Annotated in this window: 14 protein-coding genes; 8 read left to right on the plus strand and 6 right to left on the minus strand. The window is 46.9% G+C overall.

Annotated elements, in window-relative coordinates:
- Positions 1–6 precede the first annotated feature (6 nt).
- Together glnL and glnA are read right to left on the minus strand one after the other, a co-directional pair.
- Positions 7–1,056 carry a nitrogen regulation protein NR(II) gene (gene glnL / locus CSW98_RS16420; RefSeq protein ID WP_100801564.1) on the minus strand — a complete coding sequence of 350 codons (1,050 nt, stop codon included), beginning with the start codon at positions 1,054–1,056 and terminating at the stop codon, positions 7–9.
- Positions 1,057–1,466: 410 nt separating this feature from the next.
- On the minus strand, positions 1,467–2,876 hold the full coding sequence (gene glnA, locus CSW98_RS16425) for a glutamate--ammonia ligase (RefSeq protein ID WP_100801565.1): 1,410 nt from the start codon (positions 2,874–2,876) through the stop codon (positions 1,467–1,469).
- 460 nt (positions 2,877–3,336) lie between these two features.
- Here glnA and typA point away from each other — a divergent pair, with 460 nt between their 5' ends.
- The 3 genes from typA (at position 3,337) to dtd (ending at position 6,592) form a co-directional block, all read left to right on the plus strand.
- A complete protein-coding gene (gene typA / locus CSW98_RS16430; protein WP_100801566.1) occupies positions 3,337–5,166 on the plus strand; it encodes a translational GTPase TypA in 1,830 nt (609 codons plus the stop codon).
- A gap of 111 nt (positions 5,167–5,277) precedes the next feature.
- Positions 5,278–6,186: a virulence factor BrkB family protein gene (locus CSW98_RS16435; protein ID WP_100801567.1), complete on the plus strand. Its 909-nt coding sequence runs from the start codon at positions 5,278–5,280 to the stop codon at positions 6,184–6,186.
- Positions 6,158–6,592, plus strand: a complete 435-nt coding sequence (gene dtd / locus CSW98_RS16440) for a D-aminoacyl-tRNA deacylase (RefSeq protein WP_100801568.1) — start codon at positions 6,158–6,160, stop codon at positions 6,590–6,592. The genes CSW98_RS16435 and dtd overlap by 29 nt, the downstream gene beginning before the upstream one ends.
- Positions 6,593–6,617: 25 nt before the next feature.
- Here dtd and CSW98_RS16445 read toward each other — a convergent pair whose 3' ends face one another.
- From CSW98_RS16445 to hslR, 4 genes are all read right to left on the minus strand, one after another.
- Positions 6,618–8,549, minus strand: coding sequence for an AsmA family protein (locus CSW98_RS16445; protein ID WP_100801569.1), 1,932 nt, complete (start codon positions 8,547–8,549; stop codon positions 6,618–6,620).
- Between the two features lie 98 nt (positions 8,550–8,647).
- Entirely contained in the window at positions 8,648–10,276 is a 1,629-nt protein-coding gene (pckA, locus tag CSW98_RS16450; RefSeq protein ID WP_100801570.1) for a phosphoenolpyruvate carboxykinase (ATP), read from the minus strand.
- Between the two features lie 320 nt (positions 10,277–10,596).
- Positions 10,597–11,472: an Hsp33 family molecular chaperone HslO gene (gene hslO / locus CSW98_RS16455; RefSeq protein ID WP_100801571.1), complete on the minus strand. Its 876-nt coding sequence runs from the start codon at positions 11,470–11,472 to the stop codon at positions 10,597–10,599.
- Positions 11,473–11,488: 16 nt separating this feature from the next.
- On the minus strand, positions 11,489–11,881 hold the full coding sequence (hslR, locus tag CSW98_RS16460) for a ribosome-associated heat shock protein Hsp15 (protein WP_100801597.1): 393 nt from the start codon (positions 11,879–11,881) through the stop codon (positions 11,489–11,491).
- 182 nt (positions 11,882–12,063) lie between these two features.
- Here hslR and gspC point away from each other — a divergent pair, with 182 nt between their 5' ends.
- The 5 genes from gspC (at position 12,064) to gspG (ending at position 18,287) form a co-directional block, all read left to right on the plus strand.
- On the plus strand, positions 12,064–12,981 hold the full coding sequence (gspC, locus tag CSW98_RS16465) for a type II secretion system protein GspC (protein ID WP_100801572.1): 918 nt from the start codon (positions 12,064–12,066) through the stop codon (positions 12,979–12,981).
- A gap of 39 nt (positions 12,982–13,020) precedes the next feature.
- Positions 13,021–15,048, plus strand: a complete 2,028-nt coding sequence (gene gspD / locus CSW98_RS16470) for a type II secretion system secretin GspD (RefSeq protein WP_100801573.1) — start codon at positions 13,021–13,023, stop codon at positions 15,046–15,048.
- Positions 15,048–16,535: a type II secretion system ATPase GspE gene (gene gspE / locus CSW98_RS16475; protein WP_100801574.1), complete on the plus strand. Its 1,488-nt coding sequence runs from the start codon at positions 15,048–15,050 to the stop codon at positions 16,533–16,535. Before gspD ends, gspE begins: the two co-directional genes overlap by 1 nt.
- Positions 16,536–16,545: 10 nt before the next feature.
- Positions 16,546–17,766 (plus strand): type II secretion system inner membrane protein GspF, encoded by a 1,221-nt coding sequence (gene gspF / locus CSW98_RS16480; protein ID WP_100801575.1) that lies wholly within the window; start codon positions 16,546–16,548, stop codon positions 17,764–17,766.
- Positions 17,767–17,840: 74 nt separating this feature from the next.
- Positions 17,841–18,287 (plus strand): type II secretion system major pseudopilin GspG, encoded by a 447-nt coding sequence (gene gspG / locus CSW98_RS16485; RefSeq protein ID WP_100801598.1) that lies wholly within the window; start codon positions 17,841–17,843, stop codon positions 18,285–18,287.
- Positions 18,288–18,291: the final 4 nt, after the last annotated feature.

The raw sequence follows: 18,291 nt of genomic DNA on the forward strand, positions 1-18,291 counted from the left end.
TATGGTTTAAATTGGCAGATAAATTGTAAATGTGGTTCTTCCCGGCCAGCTTTGTACATCTACTTTTCCGCTGTGCTGGTCTATCAGGTTCTGGGCAATCGATAGTCCCAGTCCGGTACCGCCTTCCCGTCCACTGACCATGGGATAAAATAAAGTATCCTGTAGATCAACAGGGATTCCCGGGCCGTTATCAATAATTTCTATGCGTGCGGCCAGCTTATATCTCTGACCATGAATGTTTGCCTGATGAATCGTTCTGGTTTTGAGAATAATCCGGGCATCATCCTGATGAGCAAGGATCTGAGCTGCATTACTGACAATATTCAGTAAGGCCTGCTCTATCTGATCCGGATCCATCAACAGTTCTGGAAGGCTGGGGTCGTAATCCCGTTCGATCAGAACATCAGAGCCGGTTTCCAGTTCAACCAGTTGCCGGACTTTTTCCAGTACGACGTGCAGATTTTCCGATTTCTTTTTCCCGGGCTTTTGCGGGCCGAGCAGCCGGTCAACCAGGGTGCGTAACCTGTCGGCTTGTTCAATAATAATTTGGGTGTACTCTGCCAGAGCTGCGTTTGGTAGCATTTTTTCCAGTAGTTGGGCAGCTCCCCGCAATCCACCCAGAGGGTTTTTGATTTCATGGGCCAGACTACGAACCAGTAATTTGGCAGCCTGTTGCTGAGCATGCTGGTTCAGTTCCTGACTTAATCGTCTTTGCTGATCGATTTTGCGCATTTCGATCAGCAGCATCAGTTCTTTATTCCAGGTCAGTGGACTGACGGTGACTTCCAGCATCAGTGGTTTTCCATCAACAACAAAAGTGACATCGCTATCAGTGATACTTTGTCCGCTCTGCAGTGGTTGTGTAAGCAGAGCTAAATCCATGGATGCGTGCTGAATCAATTGAGACAGTGGTGTAGAAATCAGGCGTTTGGTGCTTTGAGAGAACAACTGTTCGGCTGCCGGATTTGCATACTGAATGACCAGATTTTCATCCAGCATTAGGGTTGCGGTAACCACATTGTTTAAAATAGCACTAGAAAGTTCGTTATTAACCATACCTTTCCCTATTATTGCTCAGCAGATGCCCCGGAAATGCGCCTTGCACCAAAAATGTGCATTGATAAAATTAAGTATGAGCCAGGAAATAGAATATCAGAAGAGGCTATTTCATCTTCTGGTATAAAACTGGACAGAATTATTAAATTTCATTATAAAATTCTGACAATTTTTAAGATTTTTATATCTTACCCTGATAATTCTGTATTTTTTTGCCTTAACTCGCTGTAAGTACGCATTACACTAAAGGGAATGCAATAACCTTGCCGTAATGTAGGGAAATATGAGCTGGCGAATACACCAGTGCATAATGTGTTAAAAATCCGGTATGTTGAAATGAGTTCGTCACAGATAAAAAAAGCTCGCCGAATGGCGAGCCTGAAAATAAGAGTAATAAACGAGTAGGTCTATTACACAGAGTAGTATAGATCGAACTCAACTGGGTGAGTTGTCATGTTTACTTTTTCTACATCTTTAGCTTTAAGCTCGATGTAAGAATTGATGAAGTCATCAGAGAATACGCCACCAGCAGTTAGGAACTCTCGGTCTGCATCCAGACATTCCAGAGCATCTTTCAGTGAGTAAGCCACTGTTGGAATTGCCAGTGCTTCTTCAGCAGGCAGATCGTACAGGTCTTTATCCATCGCTTCCCCTGGGTGGATCTTGTTCTTGATACCGTCAAGACCAGCCATTAGCATTGCTGCGAATGCCAGATATGGGTTTGCTGCTGGATCACCGAAACGAACTTCGATACGACGCGCTTTAGGGCTTGGTACCACTGGGATACGGATAGAAGCTGAACGGTTACGTGCAGAGTATGCCAGCATAACAGGAGCTTCGAAACCAGGAACCAGACGCTTGTAAGAGTTCGTTGCTGGGTTAGCAAATGCGTTGATTGCACGTGCGTGCTTGATGATACCGCCGATGTAGAACAGAGCTGTTTCAGAAAGGCCGCCGTACTTGTCGCCAGCAAACAGGTTAACGCCGTCTTTAGCCAGAGACTGGTGAACGTGCATACCTGAACCGTTGTCGCCAACCAGTGGCTTAGGCATAAAGGTAGCTGTTTTGCCAAATGCGTGTGCAACATTGTGTACTACGTACTTGTAGATTTGGATTTCGTCAGCTTTTGTTGTCAGGGTGTTGAAGCGAGTTGCGATTTCGTTCTGACCAGCTGTTGCTACTTCGTGGTGGTGAGCTTCAACAACCAGACCCATTTCTTCCATGATTAGACACATGGCAGAACGGATATCCTGAGATGAGTCAACAGGAGCAACAGGGAAGTAACCACCTTTAACACCAGGACGGTGACCTTTGTTGCCTTCTTCGAAGTCAGTACCTGTGTTCCATGCTGCTTCAATATCGTCGATCTTGTAGAAAGAACCTGACATGTCAGTTGAGAATTTCACATCGTCAAACAGGAAGAATTCTGGTTCTGGACCAACAAGAACTGAGTCTGCGATACCTGTAGAACGCATGTAGTCTTCAGCACGTTTTGCGATAGAGCGAGGGTCGCGGTCATAACCCTGCATTGTTGCAGGTTCTAAGATGTCACAACGAATGTTCAGAGTTGCATCTTCAGTGAATGGGTCAAGTACAGCACTTGTTGCGTCAGGCATCATTACCATGTCTGATTCGTTGATACCTTTCCAGCCAGCAACAGAAGAACCATCGAACATTTTACCTTCTTCAAAGAAGTCTGCATCGACTTGGTGCGCAGGGATAGAGATGTGCTGTTCTTTACCTTTAGTATCGGTAAAGCGCAGGTCAACAAACTTAACTTCGTTTTCTTGGATCAGCGATAGAACGTTTTCTACTGACATCTTGGATAACCTCCAGTGTTAAAAAATTGGCACAGCACGATTAAGTTAATCGGCATTGATTAATTCCTGATACCGAATTAATCAATGCTGACTCTTCTGAGCGAAAAGCCGAAGCCAGAATCGTGCCATAAGTTTAGATCCATTAAATTCAAGATCTTACATAGATGATGTTTGGTTTTGGTGCATAGATTGCACCAAAATGATCCATATTTGCACTGATTTGGTGCTATGACTGGATCGTAAAACATCTCTGGCTATGTGTGATTATTCAGCATGCTAAACTGAAAATTGTCAATCGGATTTTCATGCCGGGCAACTATCTTTTTTTTGTGGTGAAAAAACATTCTCTGTTACAGATCACATTTCTTAGGTATTCGGCTAAAAATCTGGTACATTAACGCCGATTTTTAAACCAGGTCGCAGCGTCTTGCGCCTTTACTTACTGAGTGAATCAAATTCCATGACGACTCCACAGATCGATAAACTGAGAAATATCGCGATCATCGCACACGTTGACCACGGTAAAACCACACTGGTAGATAAACTGCTTCAGCAGTCGGGGACTCTTGAGTCTCGCGGTGAGCTAGAAGAGCGGGTCATGGACTCGAACGATATCGAGAAAGAACGTGGTATTACCATTCTGGCTAAGAATACAGCCATCAACTGGAATGACTATCGTATTAATATCGTAGATACTCCGGGACACGCCGATTTCGGTGGTGAAGTTGAGCGTATTATGTCGATGGTAGACTCTGTACTACTGATTGTTGATGCTGTCGATGGTCCGATGCCGCAGACTCGGTTTGTCACTCAAAAAGCATTTGCTCACGGCCTGAAACCTATTCTGGTTATTAACAAAATTGACCGCCCTGGAGCGCGTCCTGACTGGGTAATGGATCAGGTATTTGACCTGTTCGATAATCTGGGGGCAACGGACGAACAGCTGGATTTCAAAGTGGTATACGCTTCTGCTCTGAACGGCTGGGCAACGCTGGAAGAAGGTGAAACCGGTGAAAACATGGAACCGTTGTTCGAAGCGATTGTTGAGAATGTCAGTGCACCAGAAGTGGATCTTGATGGTTCCCTGCAAATGCAGATTTCTCAGTTAGATTACAGTTCTTACGTTGGTGTTATCGGCGTGGGCCGTGTGACCCGCGGTAAGGTTAAACCAAATCAGCAGGTAACGGTTGTTGGTGCCGACGGCAAAACCCGTAATGGTAAAGTCGGTACGGTTCTTGGTTACCTTGGTCTTGAGCGGCATGATGTTGAACAGGCGACTGCCGGTGACATTATTGCGATTACCGGCCTGGGCGAACTGAAGATCTCGGATACTATCTGTGATCTGGGCCAGGTTGAAGCACTGCCGGCACTGTCTGTTGATGAACCTACGGTTACCATGACATTCCAGGTAAACACATCGCCGTTTGCGGGTAAAGAAGGTAAGTTCGTGACCTCACGCAACATACTTGAGCGTCTGGAAAAAGAACTGGTACACAATGTAGCACTGCGAGTTGAACAGACTGATGATCCGGATAAATTCCGCGTATCTGGCCGTGGTGAACTGCACCTGTCTATCCTGATTGAAAACATGCGCCGTGAAGGCTTTGAATTGGCGGTGTCGCGTCCGGAAGTCATCCTGAAGCGTGAAGATGGCCAACTGATGGAACCGTATGAAACCGTGACTATCGACGTACTGGAAGAGCACCAGGGTGGTATCATGGAAAATATCGGTATGCGTAAAGGTGAACTAACGGATATGGCTCCGGATGGTAAAGGTCGTGTACGTATGGACTTTATGATGCCATCCCGTGGTCTTATCGGTTTTCAGACAGAGTTTATGACTCTGACCTCTGGTTCTGGTCTGCTGTATCATACTTTTGATCACTATGGTCCGCATAAAGGTGGTGAAATTGGTCAGCGTATTAACGGTGTGTTGATCTCTAACGCAACTGGTAAAGCTCTGACGTACGCACTGTTTAACCTGCAGGAGCGTGGTCGTCTGTTTACTGAGCATGCGGATGAAGTGTATGAAGGCCAGATTATCGGTATTCATAACCGTTCTAATGACCTGACAGTGAACTGTCTTAAAGGTAAGCAACTGACTAACGTGCGGGCTTCCGGTACAGATGATGCGCAGGTTCTGACGCCGGCAATCAAGTATACGCTGGAGCAGGCACTGGAATTTATCGATGACGATGAACTGGTTGAAGTTACTCCAGAAAGCATCCGTATTCGTAAGAAGCTACTGACCGAAGCGGATCGTAAACGTGCAGGACGTCCTGCTAAGTAATTTTCTGCTTTATCCGGCCCGGTTCCCGGGCTGGATACTTCCTCTATCCTCCTTTATGCTTTAGTTATCTTTACATTCCTTTGCTATCAGGCAGAAATTACCGGACTGCTTATGGAAAAGCTGAAATATATTTTAAATACTACGATTCACTATCTCTTTTATCTTAAAGAGCGGGCTTCTCATGACCGTCTGAAAGTCAATGCCGGTTATATGGCATACATTACCCTGCTTTCTCTGGTGCCGTTGTCTGCGGTGATTCTCTCTGCGATGGCTCGCTTTCCGGCTTTTGAAGGTGTGGGAGAACAGGTGCAGCAGTTTATTTTTAAAAATTTTGTTCCTGCTGCCGGAGATGCAATCAGTGATGCTCTTAATGCTTTTATTGCGAATACAGCCAAGATGACTACTTTTGGTGCTCTGTTTCTGTTTGTCACCGCATTACTGCTTATTTCTGCTATCGATAACAATCTGAATTTTATCTGGAGGGTAAAAAGGAAACGCCGCAGGGTATATTCTTTTTCCATGTACTGGATGGTGTTAACTCTGGGGCCTTTGCTGATTGGTTCGAGTATTGCGCTCAGCTCTCATGTCACTTCTCTGCTGTTGTTCAGTCCGGATGCGGTTAATTTTTTCTACCGGATTATGCCGTCGCTTTTGTCCTATTTTGCTTTTTTCGGTCTGTATCTGCTGGTGCCTAATAGTAAAGTTCGGGTCAGTCATGCACTGTTTGGAGCTTTTATCGCGGCTTTGCTGTTTGAATTGATAAAATGGGGTTTTGCAGTTTATATGCGTCAGTTTCCTAATTATCATTTGATCTATGGGGCATTGGCCGCTATCCCTATTCTGTTTGTCTGGGTATACCTGTGCTGGTTTATCGTACTGGTCGGAGCCGAAATAACAGCTAGTCTTGGAGAACGAGAGCGATGGCACAGCGAGGTCCCGCTGGATTTTCATGTGGTCAGATTAATTCAACATAAATTAAGAGGTACAGAAAGTGATAGCGCTGATTCAGAGGGTGAGTGAAGCTTCGGTTAAGGTAGATGGTGAAATCATCGGTGAAATCGGCCAGGGTTTGCTTGTGTTATTGGGTGTTGAAAGAGATGACGATGAAGCCAAAGCCAGGCGTCTTATGGAGCGGGTGACGACATATCGTGTCTTTGGTGATGAAGACGATAAAATGAACCTGAATGTGCAGCAGGTGGACGGAAGCGTTCTGGTCGTGTCTCAGTTTACTTTGCCAGCAGACACGAAAAAAGGAACCCGGGCTGGATTTTCCCGTGGTGCTCATCCCTCTGAAGCTGAACGTCTGTACGAACACTTTTCTGATCTTTGTGCCGAGATCTTGCCGACAGCCCGAGGGGCTTTCGCCGCAGATATGAAAGTTGCTCTCGTTAATGATGGGCCGGTGACATTCTGGCTTCAGGTCTGAGTCTCTGTTAATCACATAACTTTGTCTAATCACATAAACGGGTATGTTGTTCTGTCTTGTTGAGAAGATCAAATACTGACTTCTGACATCGTTCGTCGAGCCCTAGTTGTATGGATCCGGATTCAGGATGCAGCAGATCCAGGTGTCCGGTCAGTTCTCCTGTGAGCTGGTGATTTTTTCCGTTAACAGTATCCGTTAGGGTGACAGGTTGTATGTCCAGCCTGCCGCGGTTTGCGGTTATATTAATATCAGAGACTTCAACCGGTTGTATTGTTAGCGTGCTGGCTGATTTCCGGGTTGTCAGAATGGTGTCCCGGAGTGAAGCTGTTAACTCGCCGGTCAGGGAATGTTGCAACATCAGCTTATCACCGGCCAGTCCGCTGGCTTTAAGCTGAAATTCTGTGGTTGCCTGCATGTCTGCCGGTAACGAGAGCCAGAGGGAGAAAAAGTGCAGGGGCAGTCCGTCAGATGTGATTTCCAGTTCCCATGGCTGACTGGGCTGGGTGAAATTGTATTGTCCCTGAGCCTTTAGTAAGCCGTTTTCCAGCGGCATAACAGACCGGTTAAGTTGCCATTGACCATCTTTACTCTGCATGCTGAGCAGCGGCTGTTCTGTCAGTATGCTATTGATGCTGGCATTCGCTGCTCTTAACGTCAACTCACCATTCCACATTCCCGGTTGTCGGTTACGGATCAGTTCCAGTTGTTTTCCTTCGGCATGTAATCCAGAAATCTGCCAGTCAGGCTGTTGTGATAACTGAATAAACTGGCTGTAGCGGATGTTAAGCTGGTCGATAAGCAGTGTGTTCATTTTTTCCAGCACAGGACGCAGGAATGCCGTATCAGCTTCTATTTCTGCAAACCATTTGACTCTATCTATGTTCACTTCGCTAAGGTGGACAGAACCTTTGCTCAATTCGCCCCGGCATTGGATCTGACCTTCCCTGAACTCTGTACTGAAATCATCCAAAAGCCAGTGTTCGGGGGTAAAGTGCAGTTGCAGAGCTGGTTCCTGAAATTGTTGCTGCATGAAGTCTATACTTTCAGCATTCAGGGAAAGCGATCCTTCTGTCTGTGAGTCTGGTCTGAAAGGCCAATTGAGCTGTTCGGCTGACAGAGCCAGATTAGTCAGTGTGATGTTATTCAGAGCAAAGGAACTGTTCAGGATATCCAGGCTATTGATATGCGTAATACCGGACAGGAATGAGCCGGGCTGATAGAGTCGAGTTGTAAGCCACCCGGTAGTTTCTCTATCCAGATGCAGTGAGCGAATAGTCATATTGACCAGAGACCAGCCAGTATCTGACTGTTCTGCCTGTCCTGAAATTTCCCCTCCCCGCCACTGGAATGACAGACCATAGAGGGTGCTTTTCTGGGCGAGATAATCACCATCCAGTAGCAGATTATTTAGGGCTTCCCCCTGCCAGTATAATTGCTCTGCCGAGAATTGGATGGTGCCGAACGGGAGAAGCTGGTTGTCATGTGCAAACCGTGGTTCCCGGATCTGGATGCTGCCATCCCGGATGATGAGTTCGTTGTCGGCATAATCAAAACCGGCAATGGCTATCTGATGTAGCCTGACCTGTTTACGCAGTGATGTGATGATTTCCTCTAACGGTTCTGGCAAGCCGGATTGCAGGTTGAGTCCGTTGAGCAACAGGCTGTCGATAACCGGCTGTTTTTTTATCAGGGATACCGGGTTCACCCAGATGTCGGCGCTGTCTATTTCCAGCGGCTCTGACTGAGGAAGGTGAATCTGTACTCCGCGTAGTGACAGATGATTTGGTCGTGTTACGCAGGCTTCCCGTACGGAGACAAGCGAACCGGTATATTGTTCCAGAGTAAGGTTAATCAGCTTATTTGCATAAGGACTCTGTAAAACCCAGATCAACCCCGCGGCTGCAATAACAGAAAGCAGCAGGAGTATGGTCAGGAGGGAGAGGAGCAGCTTTTTCATAGAAGTCCTTAGTTGGATAATCTGTCCATTGTAACCCTATGAATCAATAAAAAAAGCCCCTCGTAAGAGGGGCAGGAATAAGGAAGTTATTTGTCGACTCAGTCGAGTTGAGGACCGGCAGCCACCAGAGCTTTACCTTCATCATTATCGGTATACTGATCAAAGTTTTTAATAAAGCGCTGTGCCAGATCTTCTGCCTTGCTTTCCCATTGCAGAGGATCAACATAGGTATCCCGTGGATCCAGAATCTCAGGATCAACCCCTGGTAGTGAGGTTGGTACTTCCAGATTGAAGATTGGGATCTGCTTGGTATCTGCATTCTCAATTGAGCCATCGAGAATCGCATCGATAATGCCGCGGGTATCCTGAATAGAGATCCGCTTACCTGAACCATTCCATCCGGTATTGACCAGATAGGCTTCGGCACCAGCCGCTTCCATACGCTTCACTAGTACTTCAGCATATTGGGTAGGATGCAGGGTTAGGAATGCAGCTCCAAAACAGGCAGAGAAGGTTGGAAGCGGTTCGGTAATACCTCGTTCTGTACCGGCCAGTTTTGCTGTAAAGCCAGACAGGAAGTGATATTTGGTTTGTTCCGGAGTCAGTTTAGCAACCGGAGGAAGTACGCCAAATGCATCGGCAGTCAGGAAGATTACCTTTTCGGCATGACCGGCTTTGGATACTGGCTTAACGATGTTGTCGATGTGGTAAATCGGATAAGAAACCCGTGAGTTTTCTGTTTTTGATGCATCATCAAAGTTAATAGAACCATCATTACGCAGTACGACATTTTCCAGCAGAGCGTCACGGCGGATTGCGTTATAGATATCCGGCTCGGCTTCTTTGGACAGACGAATAGTTTTTGCGTAGCAACCACCTTCGAAGTTGAATACGCCGTTATCATCCCAGCCGTGTTCATCATCACCGATCAGCTTACGTTTAGGGTCAGTGGACAGTGTTGTTTTACCGGTACCGGAAAGTCCGAAGAAAACAGCCACATCGCCCTGTTCTCCCACGTTGGCGGAACAGTGCATAGCCGCAACGCCTTTCAGAGGTAGGAAGTAGTTCATCATGGCAAAGATGCCTTTCTTCATCTCACCACCGTACCAGGTACCCCCGATAAGCTGCATTCTTTCCGTCAGATTGAATACCGTGTAGTTTTCAGAATTCAGTCCTTGTTCCTGCCAGTTAGGGTTGACGGTTTTTGCTGCATTCAGAATCACAAAATCCGGTTCAAAAGTGGCCAGTTCTTCTTCTGTCGGACGGATAAACATGTTTTTGATAAAGTGAGCCTGCCAGGCTACTTCAGTGATAAAACGAACACACATACGTGTATCCGGGTTTGTTCCGCAATAACCGTCAGTGACAAACAGGCGCTTACCGGATAATTGCTGAACCGTAGTCTGTTTCAGTTCATTCCAGACGTCTATGCTAATTGGTTTATTGTCATTTTTTACCCGTTCGGAAGTCCACCACATGGTATCTTGGGTAGTCTCATCCTTAACAATGTATTTATCTTTTGGTGAGCGACCGGTAAAGACTCCAGTATCAACAGCAACTGCGCCTAACTCAGTCACAACTCCTCTTTCGAATCCTTCCAGATCACTGCGGGTTTCTTCTTCGAACAACATTTCATAACTGGCGTTATGAACGATGTCCGTGACTCCGTCGATGCCATAGGCAGAAAGATTAAGTTGTGCAGCCTTATTGTGTTCTATAACAGTCATAGGTGCTCCTTATTGGATTTTTGTAGGGATTTTGTAAGAATACTGTGGTTCATGCTAGCAATGAAGATGAGGCAAAACAGGGAGAGAAGTCAAAAAATATTTACGATAAACGGGGGTTTTTTAATCGTCCATCACATTTTAGATTTATGTTTATTTTATTAATAAAAATCTTTTGTATTGATTAATACAGACTATGGTTATATATAATAAATTCCACTAACATCTCGTGTAACCTATTGATTTTTGTTTGTTTTGACCATTGAAAAAGCCGGACTTTCCGGCTTTTTTAATGGGTTTTAATGACGTCTATTAATTCAATCTCAGTGAATGGTTTTATTGGTCATACCGTTTTGTGTATACAGCTCAGCGATATCTCCTTCGTTAAACGTATAGTTCGTGCCACAGTAATCACAATGTAAAGAAATTGTTCCTTTTTCGGCTAAAATGTCATAAATCTCATTTTTCTCAATGGTCAGGATTGCACCGGCACTTCTTTCCCGGGAACAGCCGCAGTGGAACTCTACCGGCTGTGGGGTAAATAGCTGCACTTTCTCCTGATTATATAAGCGATAAAGTAGCTCATTGGCCTCCAGTGAGAAGAGTTCTTCATTCTTGATGGTGCTGGTCAGTTGTTCCAGATGTTCGAAATCTTCAGCTGTTCCGGTTCCATCCGGCATGACCTGTAATAGCATTCCAGCGGCACACGGTTTGCCATCATATTCACCAAGGCGGAACCAAAGACGGGTTTTTAGCTGTTCAGAACGGATAAAGTAGTTTTCCAGACAATCAGACAGGGTGTCACCTTCCAGTGCAACTACGCCCTGATAGCGCTCTCCCTGTTTTGGAATAATGGTGATTACCAGATGGCCTTTACCCATCAGCTCATGCAGATTGGCTGTATCAGCAATATCACCTTCCCAGCGAGCCACACCGCGCACTTTTTGATCATGGTCGCCGTTGATGACTGCCAGTGATACTGGACCGTCTCCCTGAAGCTGCAGAGTGATAGAGCCTTCAAACTTAAGGGTTGCGGTCAGCAGAGTCGTTGCGACCAGTAGCTCACCCAGCAGCTGTTGTACCGGCTGCGGATATTCCTTGCTGGAAATAATATGTTGGTAGGTCTCGTCCAGTTGTACCAACTCACCACGAACTGAAAGGTCTTCAAACAGGTAGCGGTTTAAAACATTGTTTGCCATTAGGGAAAGCTCCAGCTTATTGATGTTTAAATTTAATGAGATCCCGGCGCTGTTTTTTATCTGGTCTACGCTCGGGACTAGGGCTGTGCAGTGCGTTCAGTTTACGCTTCTGAGCATTTTCTTCACGTTTTTTGAGACTTTCTGTTGTCTCTGTATATAAAAGCTGTGCTTCCGGTGCCCCTCTGCGGCGATCTGAAAGCTGCTCAATGATGACGGTTCTCTCTTCATATCCCTGACGCAGAGTTATTAGTGCACCTAACTCGACAATTTTACTGGGTTTGGTTCGCTGTCCGTTATAATGAACCTTACCGCCGTCAACCATAGTGCGGGCGACTGAGCGGGTTTTGTAAAAGCGAGCAGCCCATAGCCATTTATCCAGCCGTACGGCATCGGAAGTTGTTTTTGTCATAGCGGGATCATCTTTCAGTGACATTTTATTGAACTAAAAAATGGTGACAGAACTCTATCTTTTCAAGGTCATTTCTCCGCTGGCTGGTAAAATCATCATTTTATATCGGTAAGGTTATGCTAACCTTACCGGCTGAATTCGTACTATGAATCCTGATAACTCATTATAGGATAAGTTTTTTCATGTCTTCTTTTCTGAGCCATTCGACGATGGCCGGTTTACAGCAATGGTTCGGTGTATATCAGACCCGGGTCAGTACGGGGCTGGCGTTGCTGATGTTTTCTGCTTCTGCATGGGTTGCCGGAGGCTTGATCTGGGTGTCTGCTGATGCCTCTCCGGAAGCGCCTGCGTGGCAGGCTGTATCAGTTTCTGCTGGGGGAAGCCGTAAGCATTCGGGAACCGATACATCATTATTGGAACATGCCAATCTGTTCGGGGTCTATAACGAGCAGGTATCTGGTTCGTCTTTGTCTCCAGTAGTGACAGATGCCCCCAAAACTAGACTGGATCTAATTCTCGTCGGGGTGGTTCGCAGCAGCGATGTTTCCGGCAGTCTGGCGGTTATTGCTAATCATGGCAGTCAGGCAACGTATGGAATTGATGAAGAGATTGAAGGCACTCATGCCCGTCTGAAAACCGTCTTGGTAGATCGGGTCATAATTGAGAATGCCGGAAGGCATGAAACCCTGATGCTGGAAGGCATAGAATATCAGCATGTATCCGCAGCACCTTCGGAACAGAAAATTAGTCGTGCAGCCTTACGAGGTGGGAACAATCCTTCCCCGGCAGATGAAACGGATATCGAAGAGATTAAACAGGCGATTACAGAAGACCCGCAGCAGATAATGCAGTATATCCGTATGTCACAGGTAAAAGAGGGTGAACAAATCACTGGTTATCGAGTGAGTCCCGGGAAAAAACGTGCCTTATTTGATGCTGTCGGACTGGAAGATGGCGATGTTGCTATTGCCCTGAATGGAGAGGATCTGACTGACCCGGACGTTGTGGGGCAAATCCTGCAATCGGTTACTGAACTGACGGAGCTGAATCTGACAGTGATTCGTGATGGTCAGCCTTATGACATTTATATCGTATTTTAAATCTGGTAAGGATAAGCCGGAATAGTTGGAGAGTATTGAGTGAAAACGTGGTTAAGCAAAAGCATCTGGCTGTTGGCGGGAAGCCTGTTACTGACACCGTCATTAACGACTGCCAGTGAGTTCAGTGCTAGCTTTAAAGGTACTGACATACAGGAATTCATTAATATTGTCGGGCGTAATTTGGAAAAAACCATCATTGTGGATCCGTCAGTTAAAGGCAAAATCGATGTCCGCAGTTACGATGTGTTAACTGAAGAGCAATACTATCAATTTTTCCTGAATGTGTTGGAAGTGTATGGTTTTGCCGTGGTTGAAATGGACAACGGGATTCTGAAAGTCGTTAAAGCGAAAGACGCTAAGACTTCCGCTATTCCTGTTGTCGGGGATGATGAACATATCAAAGGCGATGCAGTGATCACCCGGGTGGTGGCCGTAAAGAATGTTTCAGTGCGGGAACTTTCTCCGTTGCTGAGACAACTGAACAACAATGCGGGGGCGGGTAATGTTGTCCATTATGATCCGGCGAACATTATTTTAATCACTGGTCATGCAGCGGTGGTAAACCGGCTGGCGGAAATTATTGAACGAGTCGATCGTGCAGGAGATAAAGAAGTCGAGGTGGTGGAGCTGAAAAACGCCTCTGCGGCAGAAATGGTTCGTATTGTTGAAGCGCTAAATAAAACCAATGATGCGAAAAATACTCCGGCTTTTCTGGAACCCAAACTGGTGGCGGATGAGCGGACCAATGCGGTACTGATTTCCGGAGATCCTCAGGTGCGCAAGCGTCTGCGTAAGCTGATTTCCCAACTGGATGTGGAGATGGCGACCAAGGGTAATAACCGAGTGGTTTATCTGAAATATGCCAAGGCTGAAGACCTGGTGGGTGTCCTGCAGGGCGTATCGGACAATATTCAGGCAGAAAAGGAAGCCGGTGGAAAATCTAAGAGTGGAAAACGGGATTCCGTTATGATCAGTGCGCATAAGGATACCAATGCGCTGGTGATTACCGCTCCGACAGACATCATGAATCAGCTGACGGACGTCATTGCCCAACTGGATATTCGCCGGGCTCAGGTTCTTATCGAAGCTTTGATTGTGGAGATGGCGGAAAATGATGCGGCTAATCTGGGCGTACAGTGGGGGTCTCTGTCATCCGGCTCTGTGGTTCAGTATGGCAATACAGGCGCATCCATCGGTAGTGTGATGGTCGGGTTGGAAGAGGCGAAGGATACAACGACGACCAGCAGTTATTGGGATTCCAGTTCTAATAAATGGGTGAGTAATACCACGACAGAGTCCGGAGACTATTCCACTCTTTCTTCTGCTTTAAGTGGCGTAAATGGTGCGGCTGTCAGCATTATGATGGGTGATTGGACATCACTCATCACGGCGGTTTCTTCCGATTCCAGCTCCAATATCCTGTCTTCTCCGAGTATTACAGTGATGGATAACGGAGAAGCCTCATTTGTGGTGGGAGAAGAGGTGCCGGTGATCACCGGCTCGACGGCCAGTTCATCCAACAGCAACCCATTCCAGACGGTGGAGCGTAAAGAAGTTGGTATCAAGCTGAAAGTGGTTCCGCAGATTAACGAAGGTGATTCGGTACAGCTGAATATCGAGCAGGAAGTGTCTAATGTACTCGGAGCCAGTGGTGCCGTGGATGTGCGGTTTGGTAAGCGTCAGTTGAACACTTCTGTGATGGTGGAAGATGGTCAGATGCTGGTACTGGGCGGTCTGATTGATGAACAGGCTGTAGAAAGTGAATCCAAGGTGCCTCTGTTGGGTGATATTCCCGGATTGGGGTATCTGTTTCGCTCAACCAGTAGCCAGAAAGAAAAGCGTAATCTGATGATTTTCATTAAGCCAACCATTATTCGTGATGGCGTGACGGCTGACGGTATAACCCAACGTAAATATAACTATATCCGTGCGGAGCAGCTCTATAAAGCGGAAGAAGGTTTCAGCCTGATGTCTGGTGATGATATGCCAGTATTGCCGGAGTACGGCAGTGGTTTTATGCATCCGGCAGAGATTCAGGCCTTTACCATGCAGTTGGAGGCAGAATAATGTTACCGGTACGACTGCCGTTCAGTTTTGCCAAAAGACACCGGGTGGTGCTGGATTATGATGACGGCCGTTGTGTGACAGAAAGTTCCCCGGTTTTATTCTATGTAGCTCCTTTGGCAATGCAGACTCTGACAGAGGTTAACCGGGTGCTGGATGGTACGTTTATTCCTGTGGAAACGGATCTGGATACTTTTGAAAATAAATTAACACGAGCCTATCAGCGAGATTCATCAGAAGCTCGGCAACTGATGGAAGATATCGGTGCCGATGACGATTTCTTTTCTCTGGCAGAAGAGCTGCCGCATAATGAAGATCTGCTGGACTCGGAAGATGATGCACCGATCATCAAACTCATTAATGCAATGCTGGCAGAAGCGATCAAAGAAGGGGCTTCCGATATTCATATCGAAACCTTCGAACAAACCCTGTCTATCCGTTTCCGTGTGGATGGTATGTTGCGGGAAGTGTTGGCTCCGGGGCGAAAACTGGCACCGCTTCTGGTCTCCCGAGTTAAGGTCATGGCTCGGCTGGATATCGCCGAAAAGCGTATCCCGCAGGATGGCCGGATTTCTTTGCGTATCGGTGGCCGGGCCGTCGATGTCCGGGTATCGACGATGCCGTCTTCTCATGGTGAACGAGTAGTTATGCGTCTGCTGGATAAAAATGCCACGCAGTTGGATCTGCACAGTCTTGGTATGACTGAGGATACCCATAATAGATTTCGTAAGCTTATTGCTCGTCCGCACGGTATTATTCTTGTTACCGGCCCGACCGGTTCCGGTAAATCGACGACTTTGTATGCCGGGCTTCAGGAACTGAACAGTGCAGAACGTAATATTCTGACGGTAGAGGATCCGATTGAGTTTGATATTGACGGCATAGGGCAGACTCAGGTGAATCCGAAAGTGGATATGACTTTTGCCCGAGGGCTGCGTGCGATTCTGCGTCAGGATCCGGACGTGGTTATGGTTGGGGAAATCCGGGATTTGGAAACGGCACAGATAGCCGTTCAGGCTTCACTGACCGGTCATCTGGTTATGTCTACTCTGCATACTAATACTGCCGTCGGGGCGATTACTCGCCTTCGGGATATGGGTATTGAACCTTTCCTTATTTCTTCTTCTCTGCTCGGGGTTCTGGCTCAGAGACTGGTACGTACTCTGTGTCCTGATTGTAAACAGGCTTATATCGCGGATAAACAGCAGAAAAAACTACTGGGACTGGATAAGAAAACTTCGCTGACCCTGTATAAACCTTGTGGTTGTGAAGCCTGTAATTTTAAAGGCTATCGCGGCCGGACCGGCATTTATGAACTCTTATTGGTGACGGATGAAGTACAGGAACTGATCCATGCTGAAAAAGGCGAACAGGTCATAGAAAGAGCCATTCGGGAATCAACGGCCAGTATCCGTGATGATGGTTTCCAGAAAGTGATTCAGGGTATTACGACGTTGGAAGAAGTGTTGCGGGTAACCCGAGAAGGATGAGGCATATCTGATGGCTGCATTTGAATACAAGGCTCTGGATGCCCGTGGAAAGCAGAAAAAGGGGGTTCTGGAAGGTGATCATGCCCGGCAGATCCGCCAACGTCTGAAAGAGCAGGGGTTGATACCGGTTGAAGTCGTAGAGACCCGCCAGAAGGGTGAGTATAAGTCGGGCTCCGGAATAGAGTTTCGTCGCGGGATTAGCTCAAAAGATTTGTCACTGATCACCCGTCAACTGGCCACTCTGGTACAGGCTGGGATGCCGCTGGAAGAGTGTCTCAGAGCGGTGGCAGAACAGTCAGAAAAGTCCAGAATCCGGACCATGATCGTTGCCGTTCGTTCCCGTGTGATGGAGGGGTATACCTTGTCAGAAGGACTGGCTGGATATCCTCAGGTATTTAATGAGCTTTTTTGTGCCATGGTGGCTGCAGGAGAACGATCCGGTCATCTGGATATGGTACTGAATCGTCTGGCTGATTATGCAGAGCACCAGCAGCAGATGCGATCTAAGCTGCAGCAAGCCTTGATTTATCCTGCGGTATTAACTGTTTTTGCTATCGGTATCGTTGCTTTTCTGCTCGCCAGTGTGGTTCCCACGATTGTTGAGCAGTTTGTACAAATGGGGCAGGTTCTCCCTCTGTCGACCCGTATTCTGTTGACTTGCAGTGAATTTGTGCAGAGCTGGGGGCTGATTATCCTGCTGAGTATGCTGGTGCTGTTCTGGTTCATCAAATGGGTACTGAAAAAGCCATCTAACCGGCTGGCCTGGGATAGGATAATGCTGAAGCTTCCCATTATCGGTAAGGTGGTTCGGGGGCTGAATACCGCACGTTTTGCTCGGACTCTTGCGATTTGTACTTCGAGTGCAATACCGCTGCTGGAAGGGATGAAGGTTGCGGTTGATGTGATGGCAAACCGTTATGTACAGGCGCAGGTATTATTGGCTGCAGAGAAAGTCCGGGAAGGTGTCAGTTTGAGGAAATCGCTGGAGCAGACCCGCCTGTTTCCGCCGATGATGCTGCATATGATTGCCAGTGGTGAGCAGAGTGGTGAACTGGAGCCCATGTTGACCCGGGCTGCCGATAATCAGGATAAGGATTTTTCTGCAGCGGTAAATATTGCACTGGATCTGTTTACCCCCTTACTGATTGCTGCTATGGCTGGTGTGGTGCTATTTATCGTTACAGCAACCATGATGCCGATTCTGGAAATGAATAATTTGATCACAGGTTAATAATAAGTTTCTGAAAGGCAGGTTTGTATGTCTTTACCGGAACCATGATGAGCATTTCGATCTTTGGAGGAAATATGTATAACCACAAGAATAAGCAAACAGGATTTACCCTGCTGGAAGTGATGGTAGTGATCGTGATTCTGGGGATTCTGGCTACCATGGTAGTTCCTAATCTGCTGGGAAATAAGGAAAAAGCAGATCAGCAAAAGGCGATTTCTGATATTGCAGCACTGGAACAGGCTCTGGATATGTACAAGCTGGATAACAGTGTTTATCCGTCGACGGATCAGGGGCTGGAGGCTTTGGTCACTGAACCGGGTGGCACTCCTGAACCAAGAAACTATCGTGATGATGGCTATATTAAACGCTTGCCGAAGGACGCCTGGGGCAATGAGTATCAGTACTTGAATCCGGGCGATCATGGTGCGGTTGATATCTTATCTCTGGGGGCTGATCGTCAGGAAGGCGGTGAAGGTATCAATGCCGATATAGGTAACTGGAATATGCAGGACTTCCGTTAATTAC

Source organism: Vibrio sp. HA2012 (genome assembly GCF_002812955.1).
Taxonomy (GTDB): Bacteria; Pseudomonadota; Gammaproteobacteria; order Enterobacterales; family Vibrionaceae; genus Vibrio.